Here is a 15,769-nt window from a genome sequence, read left to right on the forward strand (position 1 = left end):
TGTATATCCGCCGCTTATTGTAATGGCTCGGCGTTACAGTCCCCCGAAACTTCCATATTGCAAAATCTGAGCTGGCTCCCCTCAGTCGCCTCCGGCGACAGCTCCCCGCAGGGAGGGGAGCCCGTGCGCGAAGCGCACATATGCAGGCTCCCGCTGGCGGGAGCTGTCAGCGAAGCTGACTGAGGGTGGTTGCTCATGGTGACCACCCTCAGTCTCACTTCGTTCGACAGCTCCCGCCAGCGGGAGCCAGCGCGATACCGCCGGCCGGCCGTCTGCAACCGGCCGGTTCGACGATATCGGTCGTAGGTCAGGCCCGTCGCATCACTCGGCGGTCTGCGGCCAGCACTTCTCGTACTTGATGCCGGTGAGCTGCTCGACGATCTTCTTGGTCTCCGGCTCGACGTCGGCCTTCTTGCCGCCGTTCTTGAGACGATCGATCTCCTTGAGCAGCACGGCGTCGGTCTTCTTGTCGAGCTTCATGGTGAAGGACACGATCCACGCGACGGCCAGGCCGACGATGATCCACCACACCAGCACGTTGCCGATGGCGTTGACCGCCTGATCGGGCTGCGGCTTGCCGGCCTTGAAAGCCTCCTCGACGAATCCGTTGGCGCCGAGGTACCAGCCCCAGGCCATGGCGGACAGGCCGGCGGTGATCTTGCGGGCGAACTGCTGGAAGCCGATGTACAGGCCGCCGCGGTTCTCGCCGGCCATGATCATGTCGACGTCCGGGATGAACGGGAAGACGTTCCACGGGATGAACCACGTCATGGCGCGGAAGATCAGCCACCAGACCATGACCACGTACAGCAGGGCGTTCCACACGGCGGTGCCGTTCTGGGCGGAGGTCTGCCACAGGCCCCACAGGCCAAGCAGGCCGATGATGGCGCCCGCGAAGTTCAGCGAGAACATCTTGCGCGGACCGAGCTTGGCGAAGATCCAGCCGAACACCGGCTTGAGCGGCTCGCCGATCAGGGCCATGCCGAGCAGGGCGGAGCCGAAGGCCACCGGCTTGTTGAGGTTGTAGAGCACGAAGAACAGCCACACCTGGCCGAAGATGTCGAGGAAGGACTGACCCAGCAGATAGATGATGATGTGCTTGCGGAAGGTCTTGTTGCGCAGGGTCGAGAAGTAGCCGATGAAGATGTCGGCCACGCCCTTGAGCCACTTGCCGAAGTCGAACGGCTCCTTCTTCTCTGCCTCGATGGCGGCCTCGTCGAAGCCGGCCTCCTCGGGCGTCAGCTCCCACGTGGACTTGTAGGCGATGAACACGAACACCGCGAACAGCACGATGAAGAAGCCCATGGAGATGGTGTAGGAGGAGCTCTTCTTGTCGCCGAGCGCGTTCAGGAAGGCGGCCATGCCCAGCGGGATCACGGCGGTGGAGATGCCGGAGAACAGCATGCGGGTGGTGGAGAGCATGGTGCGGCCGTTGAAGTCGGTGGTCATCTCGTTCGGGAGCACCGAGTACGGGGTCATGATGAGCTGGTTGGCGATGATCCACAGCGCGTACACCACGAAGTACGCCCAGAACGGCATACCCGGCACGAACATGAGGATGGTGACCAGCAGCAGCGGCACGCCCAGCAGGATCAGGAAGCGGCGGCGGCCGAACTTGCGGCCGATCCTGTACTTGTACAGGTTGTCGGACAGGGTTCCGAACACCAGTGCGGAGAACGCGGCGAGCATCGTCGCGATGCCGACGATGGAGCCGGCCTGCGCCACCTTGAGCCCGGCGAAGGTGGTCCAGAACAGGGTGAGGTAGGTGGCGATCTGGCCGAAGCCGCCGCCGTAGAAGTCACCGAACGCGTATCCGACCGCGTTGATGAGCTTGATCTTACGTCCCTGGGGCGCTTTAGCCTCGGGAGTGGTTGCCTGCTGTGTCATTGCAGCATCCTTTCCATTCCGGCCGCGGGAGGCACCCCGCAGCCGGATTTTCTTTTCTCTCGCGGGATTCGGGAGGCACCCCGAATCCTGTGAACACTCTTTTCAGGCTTCCCTCTGACGAGGGGAGCTGTCGAACGCAGTGAGACTGAGGGGAGCGAACAAGGGGTCTTTACACTCCCTCAGTCCACTCCGCGGCCAGCTCCCCTCAGAGAGGGGAGCCAGCACTGAGAGTTACTTCTGCCACTTGGCTTTCATGGCGTCGAAGATCTCGTCGTCGGTGGGGTGGTTCTCCATGTTCATGATCACGAACACGTCCTTTTCCCACTCGGGGTACGTGAAGTCGCGCAGCCACTGGAAGTAGTGCGGACCGTCGCCCACGCAGCGCAGGTAGCCCATGAGCTGCTTGGCGACCCACGCCGACTGCTTGACGTCGGTCAGGCAGTCGTTGCGCCAGAAGCCGGCCCACTTGCCGTGCTCGCGGTCGCGCATCGCGCGGTCGCCGGCGGTGAACTCCTCGGCCGCCAGACCGGCGGCGTAGAAGGCATGCTGCCAGTCCTCGTCATAGCCCTTGAGCAGCGCGTCGCACACATGCACCGACGCGGCCACGGAGTGCCGGTAGATGCCGACCTCCACGCCGACCGAATCGCGGATCAGCTCGGCCGCATCGGACTCGCCGCGCAATTCGGCGCTGATCGCCGCCAGCTCGACCTTGTCGGCGAGCTCGTCGTAGCGGGCCACGGCCGGAGCGATGAGATCGCGGTAGAAGACGATCTGTTCCTTGAGGCTCCTGGCGTCGTGCATCCAGCGCAGGTCCTCGGCCGGGGCCTTGCCGTCGCGCAGCCACTGGGTGATGAGCATGCGCGGCACGTGGTTGAAGTACTGCTCGCCGGCGTGGTCGTCCCAGTTCGGGCCGTACTGCACGGCGGCCTTCCAGTACTCCTCGTACAGGCCGAACACGGCGTCGACGTTATCCTCGCCGTAGTATTCGGCGATGTAGTCCCTGGCGACCTTCTCGAAGTCGATCCTGCCCTCGCGCCACAGGGCGGCGATGAAGTTGAGGAAGTAGACATGCGGCTTGATGTTGGAGGCGTTGATGATCCACACGTCGGCGCCGCCGTTGTCGATCACGTCCTCGAGCTCCTTGGCCACCAGGCGCGGGTCGTTGCAGATGTCGGTGGTGTGGTTGGCGGCCTGCAGGTCGTAGAAGCTGGCGTGGAAGTAGATGCCGTTGTCGCCGTCGTTCGTCGGCATGGCGGGCACGCGCGGGTTCCAGTTATCCTGGCGGCGGGAGACCATGCGCCCGAAACCGTTGTCGGCCCAGATCTTGGCCACCTGCTTCGGATAGGTCAGCACACCCTTGCGGTACAGGTCCATGGCTTCGCCGTACAGGTAGATGCAGCACTGCGCGCCGGGGTCGGACTCCTGCACCAGATCGTACTGGCGCTGGATGATCTCGGAGAGCAGCTTGCCGCGGGACTCGTCGGTGGCGTAACGCGGGTCGGCGTTCCAGAACGGCTGGTCGCCCTGGCCGCGGAAACCCAGCGTCCACACGGTGCGCTTGCCCTTCTGCGCCTCGATCGCCTCACGCCACAAGGCCTCAAACTTCGGCTCCTCCTCCGGCCACTTGGCCTGCACGCCCGGGTAGGCGGCGGCGAACATGCGCGCGCCAAGCGGGCAGGCGTGGTGCTGGTTGATGTAGAAGCCCATGTCCTGAGCGAGCTTCAGGTGCGGCTCGCCACGCTGACCGGAACCCGGGATGACCATGTTGCCGCCGAGACGGTACACCGTCTCGAAGGCCAGGCGCCACGGCTTCTCCTTGTCGTTGTCGACCTGCCAGTCCTCGAGCAGCACCTCGTCGTTGACGAAGAAGCCCTTGTACTTGACGGCGGTCGGCTTGGATTCGAGCGCGAAGTCGTCGGCGACCTCGATGGCCTGCACCGGCTCGAACCGCTGGTCGTTCCAGAACCAGAAGTCCTTGACGCCCAGCACCTCGCGGCTCACCGCGTACAGGCCGAAGATGAAGCCGAAATCGTCGCCGGCGTGGATCTCGAGGTTGCCGCCGAACACGCGCACCTCGTAGGCCTCCGGGCCGTGCGGCTCGTCGACCAGCACGATGTCGGCGCCCTTGGCGTCGCTCGGCGCAATGGTGTTCTTCAGGTCACGCTCGATGTCCTCGACCGCGAACGCCACGGCGGTCGACGGCGTGGCGCCCGTCACCGTTGTCGTGGACGTGATGGAAATAGACATGGTTCCTCCAGGTGAACTTGTCTCGTGGCTTGGCTTCGCGGTTCCGCGCTCCTACGCGCCCGAACCGCTGACATGATTCATGATCGCGCGGGTCCGCAGCCCCGTTGCGTTTGTTGCCAAAGGTTGCCATAATATTGCCAGCAGGATTGCGGGAGGCGACGCGTTGTCGTCTGGCTTCCCTCTATGAGGGGAGCTGGCCGCGAAGCGGACTGAGGGGAGCACTCCCGAGAACGCTTGATATCAAGCCGATACGCACGGTCTCCCCCTCAGTCGGCTACGCCGACGGCTCCCCTCAGCGAGGGGAGCCAGACAGAGCACACGAATCAATGACGCGGAGCACGAGCGACGGCGAGGAAGCATCATGAGGCAGAAGACCACCATCTACGACATCGCGCGCGAGGCCGGCGTCAATCCCTCGACCGTCTCGCGCGCCCTGTCCCAGCCCGGACGGGTCGCCGCGAAGACCGAGTTCCGCATCCGCCGTATCGCCGAGCAGCTGGGCTATCTGGATCCCGGATCGGCCGGCGATGCCGGCGAATTGCCCGCTACCGGCATGCTGGCGGCCATCGTGCCGACGCTGAACAACGCCCTGTACGCCGCGATCGCCAACGCGATGCAGCGCCGTCTGGAGTCCAAGGGGTACGGTCTCATCATCCTGGACACCGACGAGAAGCCCGCGGTCGAGCGACGGGCGATGTCGTACGTGATGCGCGGCGTGGACGGCGTCGCCCTGATCTCCTCGCGACTGAGCGAACCGGACATCCGCCGCATCCTGCTGGTCAAGCCGGTGATCCTGCTCAACCGCGCCATTCCCGGGCTCGCCAGCGTCACCGTGGACATGGCCAAGGCCATCGACGACGCCGTGCGCGCGCTCAAGGAGAGCGGGCACACCTCCATCACCTATCTGGCCGGCCCGGCCGGATCCTGGACGAACGAATACCGGCGCCGGTACATCCGCGCGGCCGCGTTCCGCTACGACATGACGTACCGCGTGGTGCGCGAGTGCGATCCGAACATCAGCGGCGGATCCAAGGCTGTCTCCCAATACCTGATCCGGCCGACCGACGCGGTCTTCGCGTTCAACGACGCGCTGGCAGCCGGGTTCATCGCCGCCGCGAGGAAGAACGGCCTGCGCATCCCCGAGGACGTGTCGGTGATCGGTTTCGACAACACCGAAATGGCCTCGCTGCTCACCCCGGCCCTGAGCACCGTCGACATACGCGGCGCCGACATGGCCGAGCGCGCCGCGGACGCGCTGGTGGACGCCGTGCGCAATCCCGCCGCGGCCCGGCCCGAGCCGATCTCGCTTGGCGCCCGATTCACGGCGCGCGACACCGTCAATCCAAGCAAGCGCTCGACGATGAAACTCGGCCCCTACGCGGAGATCACGCGATCGAGCGACACGATCGTCATCACGATGCTGTCCAACGCGTTCAACGAGACGATGCCGCGCCTCAACGAATTCATGCGCACGCATCCGCATATCGTCATCGACCCCATCGAGGGGCGCACGCAGGAGAACACGCTGGCCCTGTACTGGGAGCGCGTGATCAATCATCGTTCCGTACCGGACATCATCAACGTGGAACGCACCGCGCTCCCCCAGCTGGCCGCATCCGGCGCCCTGCAGGATCTGTCCGACTGGCGCGTCGAACAGGAGATCGGCGCCCTGGTGGACAAGGCGGCCTGGCAGTCGGCGCATTACGCCGGCAGGCTGTACGGCATCCCGGGCGACCAGTCGCAGACCGTGATGTTCTACCGCGCCGACCTGTTCGAACGCTACGGTCTGCTGCCGCCTGTCACCTGGGACCAGTTCTACGAGGAAGGCGTCGCCCTGCACGCACGCAACCCCGGGCGGTACATGGGGCTGATCGACACCACGGACGTGCAGCACTACCTCGCCTCGTTCCGCTCGTCGGACGTCAAGCTGTGGACCGTGGAGGACGATTCGACCATCACCTTCCACATGACCGACGAGCCGGCGCGCATCATCGCCGACTTCATCCAGCAGGGCATCGACGCCGGCGTGCTCAACGCGGAACCAATGTGGGACAACCGCTACATGCTGCCGAAATCCGGCACCTACCTGACAGTCACGTACGCGAACTGGCTCGGCAAGATCCTGGCCTCCTCCTATCCGGCGGACAAGGGGCTGTGGAAGGTGGCGCTGCCGCCGGGAGTGATCGACCCGAGCCAGGTGCGGACCGCGGAGATCGGCGGCTCCACGCTGGCGATGAGCGCCGGCCTGCCGAGGATACGGCAGCAGGCCGCCCTGACCTTCATGCGCTGGTTCCAGCTCGACCCGGCCTCCATCGAACTGCGCGCGCCGGGCGGCGTGTCCGCGGCGGCCGGCTACGTGGAGGACCTGACCCGCCGCGGCACCACGGACCCGTACTTCGGCCAGCCGATCTACGACATCTATGCCAAGTCCGCCGCCCGCGTGAACCGCGACTGGGACAATCTGCCGTTCTACAGCCAGCTCGACGCCGAATTCGCCCGGCTCATCGCGCCCGCGCTGCGCCCCGGCGGCCACAGCGCCGATCTCCTGCCCGAGTGGGAGGCCCGCCTCAAGCGCTACGCCGTTTCGCAGGGCTTCACGGTGAAATAGGGCGGCGGAGACTCCGTCTCCCAGCTCGCCGACTGGCAGCAAGGCATCATCGGATACGCCCAATCCTACGGTTTCCGCGTGAGGTGACCCGTCATGCATGCGTCACTCGCGCGCTTGTCCGGCAAGAAGATGCCGGCGCTTCCGGCGAACATGTCCCCATACGGAAAATTGTCAGTTATAACTGACAATTACCGAGAATTCCAGGCGATTGATAACCGTAACTAACAATTTATTCAAAAATGTCACGCAGCGACACGACATCAGGGATCTGGATGGATTGGAGAGTTCAGCCGTTTTCCATGTCCCTACCCTGGGCACGCTGTTCTCGTCCCGGAATCTGGAATCGGTATCAGCGATACATCCGAGATCGATTCCATAGCGAGCCGTATCGGACCGAACGGATCGGAAAAGCAATACATCCAGATCACGGCCGTGGACTGGTTCGCATGATTCCCATGAAAATGAGTAGCGGCTCCCCTCATTGGATCGAGGGGAGCCGCTACTCATTTCAGGCGGATACCGTACGGCGAATCACTGCTCGTTCTGGCCGTGGCACATCTTGTACTTGCGGCCCGAACCGCACGGGCACGGGGCGTTCTTGCCGGTGCCCGGGAAGGTGCGTCCGTCGGACCACGGCGTGCGAAGCTCCTCGCTCTTCGGGCGCTTGGAGGTGGGGACCTTGCCCTCGGCGTGGCTGATCGGAGCCGGGCCGGTCACGGGCAGCGTGGATTCACCGGCCTCGGAGGCGGCGGCGGATTCCGCGATGGCCTGCTTGGACTGCTCGTCCTCGACCTCGCCTTCGGCGGCCTCTGCCTCGGTCTCGCCGTTCTCGTCCGGCCCGGCGGCCACAGCGGCGGCGTCGACGGACTCCTCGGCGGCCTCCTCGGTGCGGGCGACCTGCTCGACATCCACGTGGAAGAGCAGCTGGACGCTCTCCTCCTTGATGGCCTCGATCATGGAGTTGTACATCTGGTAGCCTTCGCGCTGGTACTCGACCAGCGGATCGCGCTGGCCCATGCCGCGCAGGCCGATGCCGTCCTTGAGGTAATCCATCTCGTAGAGGTGCTCGCGCCACTTGCGGTCGAGCACGGCGAGCACCACGCGGCGTTCCAGCTGGCGCAGGCCCTCCGAGCCGACCTTCGTCTCGAACTTGGCGTATTCGGCCTTGATGGTCTCCACGATCACGTCGCGGACAGCCTCGACGGCCTTCTCGCCCTTCTCCTTGCCGGCGGCGTCCTTGGCCGCCTCCATGTCGAAGCTGATCGGGAACACGGTCTTCAGCGCCTTGAACAGGCCGTCCCAGTCCCAGTCCTTCGGCTTTTCGGAACCGTTGTTGGCGCCCTTGATGTAGGACTCGACGGTATCGGCGATGAAGCGCTCGATATCCTCGTGGATGTCCTCGCCCTTGAGCACGGCCTGACGCTCGGCGTAGATGACCGTACGCTGCTTGTTCATCACGTCGTCGTACTTGAGCACGTTCTTGCGGATCTCGAAGTTGCGCGACTCGACGGCCTTCTGCGCGGTGCGCACACCCTTCGACACGCTCTTGGCCTCGATCGGCTCGCCCTCGGGCATGCCCTTGGCCATGACGCGCGCGACGAGCTGCGTGTTGAACAGACGCATCAGATCGTCCTCGAGGCTCAGGTAGAAGCGGGACTCGCCCGGGTCGCCCTGACGGCCGGAACGGCCGCGCAGCTGGTTGTCGATACGGCGGGACTCGTGACGCTCGGTGCCGAGCACGTACAGGCCGCCGAGATTGACGACCTCCTCATGCTCGTCCTTGACCTGCTCCTTGATCTCGGCGAGGGTGCCCGGCCAGCGCTTCTCGTACTCGTCCGGCGTGTCCTCGGGGGAATAGCCGTCGGCCTTGAGCTTGGCGTCGGCGAGGAACTCGACGTTGCCGCCGAGCATGATGTCGGTACCACGGCCGGCCATGTTGGTGGCCACGGTGACGGCGCCCTTGCGGCCGGCGACGGCCACGACGGCGGCCTCCTGCTCGTGCTGCTTCGCGTTGAGCACCTGGTGGGGGATCTTGGCCACGTCGAGCAGCGAGGAGACGACCTCGGAGGACTCGACGGAGGCGGTGCCCAGCAGCACCGGCTGCCCCTTGTGGTAGCGCTTGGCCACGTCCTTGACGATGGCGGCCAGCTTCTCCTTCTTGGTGCGGAAGATCAGATCGTCGTTGTCCTGGCGGATCATCGGCTTGTTGGTCGGGATCGGCAGCACGCCGAGCTTGTAGGTGCCCATGAACTCGGCGGCCTCGGTCTCGGCGGTACCGGTCATGCCGGCGAGCTTGTCGTACATGCGGAAGTAGTTCTGCAGCGTGATGGTCGCGAAGGTCTGGTTCTCGGCCTTGACCTCGACGCCCTCCTTCGCCTCGATGGCCTGGTGCAGGCCCTCGTTGTAGCGGCGGCCCGGCAGGATACGGCCGGTATGCTCGTCGACGATGAGCACCTCGCCGTTGGTGACGACGTAGTCGCGGTCGCGCAGGAAGAGCTCCTTGGCCTTGATCGCGTTGTTGAGGTAGCCGATCAGCGCGGTGTTGTTCGGCTCATACAGGTTGTCGATGCCGAGGAAGTCCTCGACCTTGGTGATGCCCGGATCGAGGATGCCGACGACCTTCTTCTTCTCGTCGACCTCGTAGTCCTCGTCGCGGATGAGCTTCGGGACCAAGCGGGCGAACTGGCGGTACCAACGGGTCACGTCGCCCTCGGCCGGGCCGGAGATGATCAACGGCGTACGGGCCTCGTCGATGAGGATGGAGTCGACCTCGTCGACGATGGCGAAGCGGTGGCCGCGCTGCACGAGGTCGCTCTTCTCCCACGCCATGTTGTCGCGAAGATAGTCGAAGCCGAACTCGTTGTTGGTGCCGTAGGTGATGTCGGCGTTGTACTGCTTGCGGCGCTCCGGCGGCTTCTGGTCGGTGATGATGCAGCCGACGTTCAGGCCCAGGAAGCGGTAGATGCGGCCCATGAGCTCGCTCTGGTAGCTGGCCAGGTAGTCGTTGACGGTCACGACGTGCACGCCCTTGCCCTCGAGCGCGTTGAGGTAGCTCGGCAGGGTGGCGACCAGGGTCTTGCCTTCACCGGTCTTCATTTCGGCGATGTTGCCCCAGTGCAGGGCGGCGCCGCCCATAAGCTGCACGTCGAAGTGACGCTGGCCGAGGGTGCGCTTGGACACCTCGCGTACGGTGGCGAAGGCCTCCGGCATCAGCTTGTCCAAGCTTTCGCCGTTGTCGATGCGCTGCTTGAACTTGGCGGTCTGGCCTTTGAGATCCTCATCGCTGAGTGCAGCGATCTCGTCCTCCAGCGCGTTCACGGCCTTGGCCACGCCCTCGAGCTTCTTGATCTGGCGGCCTTCGCCCATACGCAGGGCTTTGTCGACGATATCTACCACGTTTTGCTCCTATTAGTTGTTTACCGTAAACGAGCATAACCCAACTTGGTGCAAGTCAGGCACAAACTTCGTCCATACTACGCGAACACGCCGATTTTCACGCATATTGTCTCGCGCGTTTCGCCGAGCCCCTCCCCGTTCGTCCCTTCCGAAGGCCCGCGGCGAGACATGACGAGGGGTCCGCGCGGACGAACCCGCGCGGACCCCTCGCCTTCATCTTCGGCTCATGCCGGCCGGCGATCGCGTCTCATGCCGTTTCCGGGCACTACTGCACGTTCTCCGGGGTGTCGATCTCGAACACGCCGTAGCTCCAGCCGTGGCGGTGGTAGACGACGGACGGGCGACCGGTCTCCTTGTTGACGAACAGGAAGAAGTCATGCCCGATGAGCTCCATCTCGTACAGGGCCTCGTCGATGCTCATCGGCTCGGCGATGTGCAGCTTGCGGCGGATGACGATCGGGGTGTCCCCGACCTGCACCTCCACCGACTCGCCCGGACCCAGATCGGAGGCGACGGCGGCGGCGGGGCTGTTGTTCGGCTCCTCCTCGGCCGACTCCTCGACGGGGGGCTCGACCACGCCCAGATCGATCGGCGCCGGGTTGGCGTAGCCACGGCGGTGATCCTTGCGGCGGTCGCGCGTGCGGCGCAGACGCAGCGTCAGCTTGTCAAGCGCCATATCCAGCGCGCTGAACTCATCGGTGCTCGACGCCTCGGCGCGCACCACGGTGCGCCCCGCGATGACGGTGATTTCCACTCGCTTGGCGGTATCAGCCTGGCGAGGATTGCCCTCGTGCGTCAGCACGATCTGCGCGCGCTGGGCGTCCGGGGCGATAGCGGTCACACGATTCATCTTGCTTTCGACGACATCACGGAACCTTTGCTTGATCTGCGTGTGGCGTCCGGTAACGACGATTTCCATGTGGACCTCCCTAGACTCAAGCGGTGCTACCCGCTATTTGCGAACCGAACGGCGACTTCGCCGTCGGTAAGTTTTATTGTAGCCGAACGAACGGTGAACGTCAGGGAACTCGCCCGAAGAAAAATGTTTCTTTTCCGCATATCGGCCGAAACATGGCCGTACATACACTGGGATGTGGCGCCCAGACCAACCCGAAACCAACCCATAGGGCCGATCGGCGCGCGGCGGCGCACCACGCCATATGCCCGGTGCATGGCGGGCCATAGGGAACTCGTATACGGAGCGCCTCCACGGGGGCACCCGACATGGAAACATGGAAAGGTATGTGAGACCCCTTATACCCCGGGTTCTGTCACGCCGCTTGCGCGGCGCGGATGGCCATCCATCTCGACCTGACGTCGCCGCCAGGCTCTAGCAGCCTACCCGAAGGCTTTGGGCGAGCAGCCCTCCAGCGCCTTCTGCTTGGCCTTGCTCCCGATGAGGCTTGCCATGCGGCCTGCTGTTACCAGAGGCCCGGTGGTCTCTTACACCGCCGTTTCACCCTTACCCGTCGAGGACGGGCGGTCTGTTCTCTGCTGCGCTATCTCTCAGGTCACCCTGGGCGGACGTTATCCGCCATCGTGCTCTGCGGAGCCCGGAAGTTCCTCAATCCCGTCGAATGAACGATCGCGATCGCGGCCATCAAGGGGTCTCGAACGCACCATTATACATATCGCCTGGATTTCCCGGCAACGCCAGCGATTGCCGCAAGACTTGGCGCCTCTTCACGCGAACAATTCGCGCGAGATCCGCTGCAGCGTCTCGGGGCTGTGCCCTTTGCGCCCGCCCGCCGACCAGAAACGCTGCCTGCGCTTGTCCGGATCCATGCCCTGCGTCTTGCGCGCGTACTGGCGTCCGAGCTCCCAGGCGGCCTCCTCGAACACACCGTCCTCCTCGGCCTGCGACACCACCTGCTGGGCCAACCGGCGGTCCACGCCCTTGCGGGTCAGTTCCGTCACCGTGGCGCGGGCACCGAGCAGCCTGCCGGCGCAGTACCGCACGGAGGACCGCGCATAGGAGTCGTCGTCCAGCAGCTGCACGCGGGTCAGGCGTTCAATGACGTCATCGGCCACATCCGCGTCATATCCCTTGGCGACCAGACGCTCCCGCAGCGCGCCCGACGCACGCGGCGCCGCATCCAGCAAGCGCAGCGCCGCCTCACGGCAGGCGTCGAGATCCTTCGGATCCTCGACACCGGCACCGATGCCGGCGCCCGGCGACGCGTTCTCGAAACCGCCACGCCGGCTCCGACGGCGACCTCCCCGAGCCTCCGCACCGCTCCGGCCACGAGCGGCGGACCGACCACGCCAACCACCTCGACCACGCCGGCCCCATGCACCGCCATCCGTCCCGGGCGCTTCCGCATCGGCGTCGGAGTCGAACGTAACGTCGACTCCGACGGCATAGCCCGCATCGCCGGCGAACCCGGCATGAGCGGCCCCGGCGCCGACGACGCCAGATCCCCTGTTCCGGTCATCCATGGCCTGATTGACGTCGACGCCCCGCCGGGAGAGGAACTCCTCCGCACTGATCATGTCACGCCTTGGCGGCGGCCTTCGCCGGGGTCTTGGCGGCCTTGTCCGCGGTCCGGGCAGCCCCGTCGACGCCGGCGGCGGGCGCCGAAGCGCCGCCTTCCGAAGCCGCCGCTTCGCCTTCCGGCTCCTCGGGCGGGATCAGGCCGAACGCCATCTTGACCTTGGTCTCGATCTCCTTGGTGATCTCGGGATTGTCCTTGAGGAACTTGCGCACGTTCTCGCGGCCCTGCCCCAGCTGGTCGCCGTCGTAGGTGAACCACGACCCCGATTTCTTGACCACGTCGCACTGCAGCGCCATGTCCAAGACCGACCCCTCCTCGGAGATGCCCTCGCCGTACAGCACGTCGAATTCCGCCAGCTTGAAGGGCGGGGCCATCTTGTTCTTGACGACCTTGACCTTGGTGCGGTTGCCGACCGCCTCGTCGCCGTTCTTGATGGTCTGGATGCGGCGGATGTCGAGACGCACCGACGAATAGAACTTCAGCGCCTTGCCGCCGGTGGTGGTTTCGGGGTTGCCGAAGAACACGCCGATCTTCTCACGCAGCTGGTTGATGAAGATGGCCGTGGTGCCGGCCTGCGCAAGCGCGCCGGTCATCTTGCGCAGCGCCTGGCTCATCAGGCGCGCCTGCAGGCCGACGTGGCTGTCGCCCATCTCGCCCTCGATCTCGGCCTTCGGCACCAGCGCGGCCACCGAATCGATGACGATCACGTCGAGTGCGCCCGAGCGGATCAGCATGTCGGCGATCTCCAGCGCCTGCTCGCCATTGTCGGGCTGGGAGACGATCAGCGAGTCGGTATCCACGCCAAGCTTGCGCGCGTACACGGGGTCCAGCGCGTGCTCGGCGTCGATGAACGCGGCCACGCCGCCCGCCTTCTGCGCGTTGGCGACCACATGCAGCGCCAGCGTGGTCTTGCCGGAGGACTCCGGGCCGAAGATCTCGACGATGCGCCCCTTGGGCAGGCCGCCGATGCCCAGCGCCATGTCCAGCGCCAGCGAACCGGTCGGGATGACCTCGACGTTCTGCTCGGGCTTGTCGCCCAGACGCATCGCCGACCCCTTGCCGAAGTTCTTCTCCACCTGCGCCAGCGCCGTCTCCAACGCCGCCTGGCGGCGCGGGTCGATGCCGGGGCCCTTCCCTTCCGGCTGCTTTGCCGAAGAGTTCGCTTGCTGTGCCATGATGCTTCTCCTTGTTCTGGCGATGCTGGTCACCGCCCACGGTAACGACGGGCTCCGCTCGGAGGCAAGGCCGGCCGACCAATGTGGTCGAAGGCTTTGCCCTCCGGGCGTGTCACCGCCGTTCACCCTTACTGCCGCAAGGGATTTCAGTCTCCGTACGGGGGCTGGCACCGCCGCCGGACGGCGGTTTGCCACTGCGGACAACTATAGACGAATGCGCGAACATTTGTTCGAATATACGACGGGCGCGTCGCGGCATCATCCGCGACACGCTGAAGGAACGCCGTGCCGGCATCCGCCGGCATGCAGCGCCACGCTCGGCAACGGGGTCATACCGTGCGCGGCCCGTCCACCGGCATGGGCGGCGCGACGTGGTCCTTGCCCCACCGGCGCTCATCGGGTATGTCCATCTGATCGCACAGCACGTTCCATACCGTGCGCGGCTCCTCGCCGGCGGCCAGCGCCTCCACCACGCTCATGCCGCCCAACGCGGTCAGGCCCTGATCGCGCGACAGGCTACGGCCATAGCTGCGCCCGAACACCTCTTCAAGCAATTCCCAGAATTCCCGTTCTCGCACAGTGCCCCAGTCTACATGCGGCCATGCAACCGCACCACCGCGGCCGTCGGCCCCCGGCGCAGGCATGCCCGCAATCCCGCGCCGTGAAGCCGCCCCCAAGCACCGCCATGAGGGCCCCGTGAACGCGGTGAGGCCCCGTCCCACACGGGGACGGGGCCTCATCTTACGTCATCGCGTCATTCCGGCCGCCCAACCCGGCCGTTCGGCCCGACCATATCCGGGCCGGTTACGCCTCCACCGAATCGAGGTAGTCGGCGACCATGCGCAGCATCTGCGCGGTGCTCACCCCCAGCGACTCGGCGATCGAGCTGAGCAGCTCGGAGCTGGCCTCCTTCTGGCCGCGCTCCACTTCGGACAGGTAGCCCAGCGACACGCCGGCCTTCTCGCTGACCTCGCGCAGCGTCTTGTGGTCGCGCGTGCGCAGATCGCGCAGCACATGGCCGATCGCCTCGCGCAGGGAGACGTCATGCGGTTCGCTGGCCACGTCACGGGAACGGGCGACGCTGTGGGGGCGCGCCTCGACGGCATCCTCCTCCTGCCACATCCGGCTGAGCGCCGCCTGGCGCTCATCCTTGGCCTTCTTGGCGGCACGCGCCGCCAGCACCTGCTGCTGGGCGAACATCACCGCACGGCGCTGCGCCGGGGTCAGGTCGCGCATGCGCGCGCTTCCGGGGCGTGCGGCCACCGGGCTGAGTTGTTTCACGTTCATCTTCTCGTCCATGCGGGTCATCGTTTCCATCGCAACCCTCCTTAGGTGCTCGTCAGTGGTTCCAATAGGAACAACACCGGCCCGACGAGATTATTCCTCAAAACTTGCTGTGAGTTGGCTCACGTTTTCCAGAACGCGTAATACGGTGAGGCGGCGCACCCGCGCGCGATCGCCGTCGAGGCGCAGCTCGCGGGCCTCCAGCAGCGGATTCCCGTCCGCCCGGGCCGCGGCCGGCAGCGACAGGCCGATGTAGACGAGCCCGGCCGGCTTGTCGCCGTCGGGGCCGGGACCGGCCACGCCGGTGGTGGACAGCCCGATGACCGTGTCGCCGTATTCGGGCTGCGCGTACAGCCGTGCGGTCGCGGCGGCCATCTGCCGGGCGACCTCGGGGTGCACGGCTCCCTCGCTCTCCAGCAGACCGCGGTCGACGCCGAGCACCGACGCCTTCGCGCGGATGTCATACGTGACCGCCGACCCGAGGAACACATTGGACGCGCCGGGGATGCGCACGAACGCATCGGCGAGCAGGCCGCCCGTCAGCGACTCGGCCGCGGCGATCTTCAGCCCCCGCGCCTCGCACCATGCCAGAACCCGCGCGGTCAGTTCGTCGCAGCGCGGGGCGATATCATCGTCATTCATCATGAATCCCAAGAGTAGTCCCCGCGGCCGGCGCG

At 65.5% G+C, this 15,769-nt stretch carries 9 protein-coding genes, 1 other RNA gene and 1 pseudogene; 1 reads left to right on the plus strand and 10 read right to left on the minus strand.

The features are described 5' to 3' along the window. Window positions 1-321: 321 nt before the first annotated feature. Both BBSC_RS08365 and BBSC_RS08370 read right to left on the minus strand, forming a co-directional pair. Window positions 322-1,887 carry an MFS transporter gene (locus BBSC_RS08365; protein ID WP_033518129.1) on the minus strand — a complete coding sequence of 522 codons (1,566 nt, stop codon included), beginning with the start codon at window positions 1,885-1,887 and terminating at the stop codon, window positions 322-324. Between the two features lie 231 nt (window positions 1,888-2,118). Continuing rightward, window positions 2,119-4,134 carry a glycosyl hydrolase 115 family protein gene (locus tag BBSC_RS08370; RefSeq protein WP_081892893.1) on the minus strand — a complete coding sequence of 672 codons (2,016 nt, stop codon included), beginning with the start codon at window positions 4,132-4,134 and terminating at the stop codon, window positions 2,119-2,121. A 361-nt stretch (window positions 4,135-4,495) separates the two neighbouring features. On the opposite strand from BBSC_RS08370, the gene BBSC_RS12865 reads away from it, so the two are divergent. Then, window positions 4,496-6,742 carry an extracellular solute-binding protein gene (locus BBSC_RS12865; RefSeq protein WP_051923164.1) on the plus strand — a complete coding sequence of 749 codons (2,247 nt, stop codon included), beginning with the start codon at window positions 4,496-4,498 and terminating at the stop codon, window positions 6,740-6,742. 531 nt (window positions 6,743-7,273) lie between these two features. Here the strand turns inward: BBSC_RS12865 and secA are convergent. The 8 genes and pseudogenes from secA to BBSC_RS08410 form a co-directional block, all read right to left on the minus strand. Then, complete coding sequence (gene secA / locus BBSC_RS08380) at window positions 7,274-10,138, minus strand: preprotein translocase subunit SecA (protein WP_033518131.1); 2,865 nt, start codon at window positions 10,136-10,138, stop codon at window positions 7,274-7,276. Window positions 10,139-10,403: 265 nt separating this feature from the next. Further along, window positions 10,404-11,057 (minus strand): ribosome hibernation-promoting factor, HPF/YfiA family, encoded by a 654-nt coding sequence (gene hpf, locus BBSC_RS08385; RefSeq protein ID WP_033518133.1) that lies wholly within the window; start codon window positions 11,055-11,057, stop codon window positions 10,404-10,406. A 322-nt stretch (window positions 11,058-11,379) separates the two neighbouring features. Continuing rightward, window positions 11,380-11,751, minus strand: an RNA gene (gene rnpB, locus BBSC_RS12970) — RNase P RNA component class A. Window positions 11,752-11,821: 70 nt separating this feature from the next. Continuing rightward, window positions 11,822-12,295: pseudogene (locus BBSC_RS14255) on the minus strand (regulatory protein RecX); the annotation flags it as partial. Between the two features lie 337 nt (window positions 12,296-12,632). Then, a complete protein-coding gene (gene recA, locus BBSC_RS08395; protein WP_033518136.1) occupies window positions 12,633-13,808 on the minus strand; it encodes a recombinase RecA in 1,176 nt (391 codons plus the stop codon). A 329-nt stretch (window positions 13,809-14,137) separates the two neighbouring features. Continuing rightward, window positions 14,138-14,386, minus strand: a complete 249-nt coding sequence (locus BBSC_RS08400; protein ID WP_033518138.1) for a DUF3046 domain-containing protein — start codon at window positions 14,384-14,386, stop codon at window positions 14,138-14,140. A gap of 226 nt (window positions 14,387-14,612) precedes the next feature. Beyond that, entirely contained in the window at window positions 14,613-15,125 is a 513-nt protein-coding gene (locus tag BBSC_RS08405; RefSeq protein WP_033518139.1) for a helix-turn-helix domain-containing protein, read from the minus strand. A 60-nt stretch (window positions 15,126-15,185) separates the two neighbouring features. Continuing rightward, window positions 15,186-15,734 (minus strand): CinA family protein, encoded by a 549-nt coding sequence (locus tag BBSC_RS08410; protein ID WP_033518165.1) that lies wholly within the window; start codon window positions 15,732-15,734, stop codon window positions 15,186-15,188. Between the last annotated feature and the right edge of the window lie 35 nt (window positions 15,735-15,769).

Origin of the sequence: Bifidobacterium scardovii JCM 12489 = DSM 13734, assembly GCF_001042635.1 — a bacterium.
In the GTDB taxonomy this organism is placed as follows: Bacteria; Actinomycetota; Actinomycetes; order Actinomycetales; family Bifidobacteriaceae; genus Bifidobacterium; species Bifidobacterium scardovii.

Coding starts and splice junctions, on each gene's coding strand:
- BBSC_RS08365 (WP_033518129.1), bottom strand. CDS start 1,887: ATGACACAGCAGGCAACCACTCCCGAGGCTAAAGCGCCCCAGGGACGT.
- BBSC_RS08370 (WP_081892893.1), bottom strand. CDS start 4,134: ATGTCTATTTCCATCACGTCCACGACAACGGTGACGGGCGCCACGCCG.
- BBSC_RS12865 (WP_051923164.1), top strand. CDS start 4,496: ATGAGGCAGAAGACCACCATCTACGACATCGCGCGCGAGGCCGGCGTC.
- hpf (WP_033518133.1), bottom strand. CDS start 11,057: ATGGAAATCGTCGTTACCGGACGCCACACGCAGATCAAGCAAAGGTTC.
- recA (WP_033518136.1), bottom strand. CDS start 13,808: ATGGCACAGCAAGCGAACTCTTCGGCAAAGCAGCCGGAAGGGAAGGGC.
- BBSC_RS08405 (WP_033518139.1), bottom strand. CDS start 15,125: ATGGAAACGATGACCCGCATGGACGAGAAGATGAACGTGAAACAACTC.
- BBSC_RS08410 (WP_033518165.1), bottom strand. CDS start 15,734: ATGAATGACGATGATATCGCCCCGCGCTGCGACGAACTGACCGCGCGG.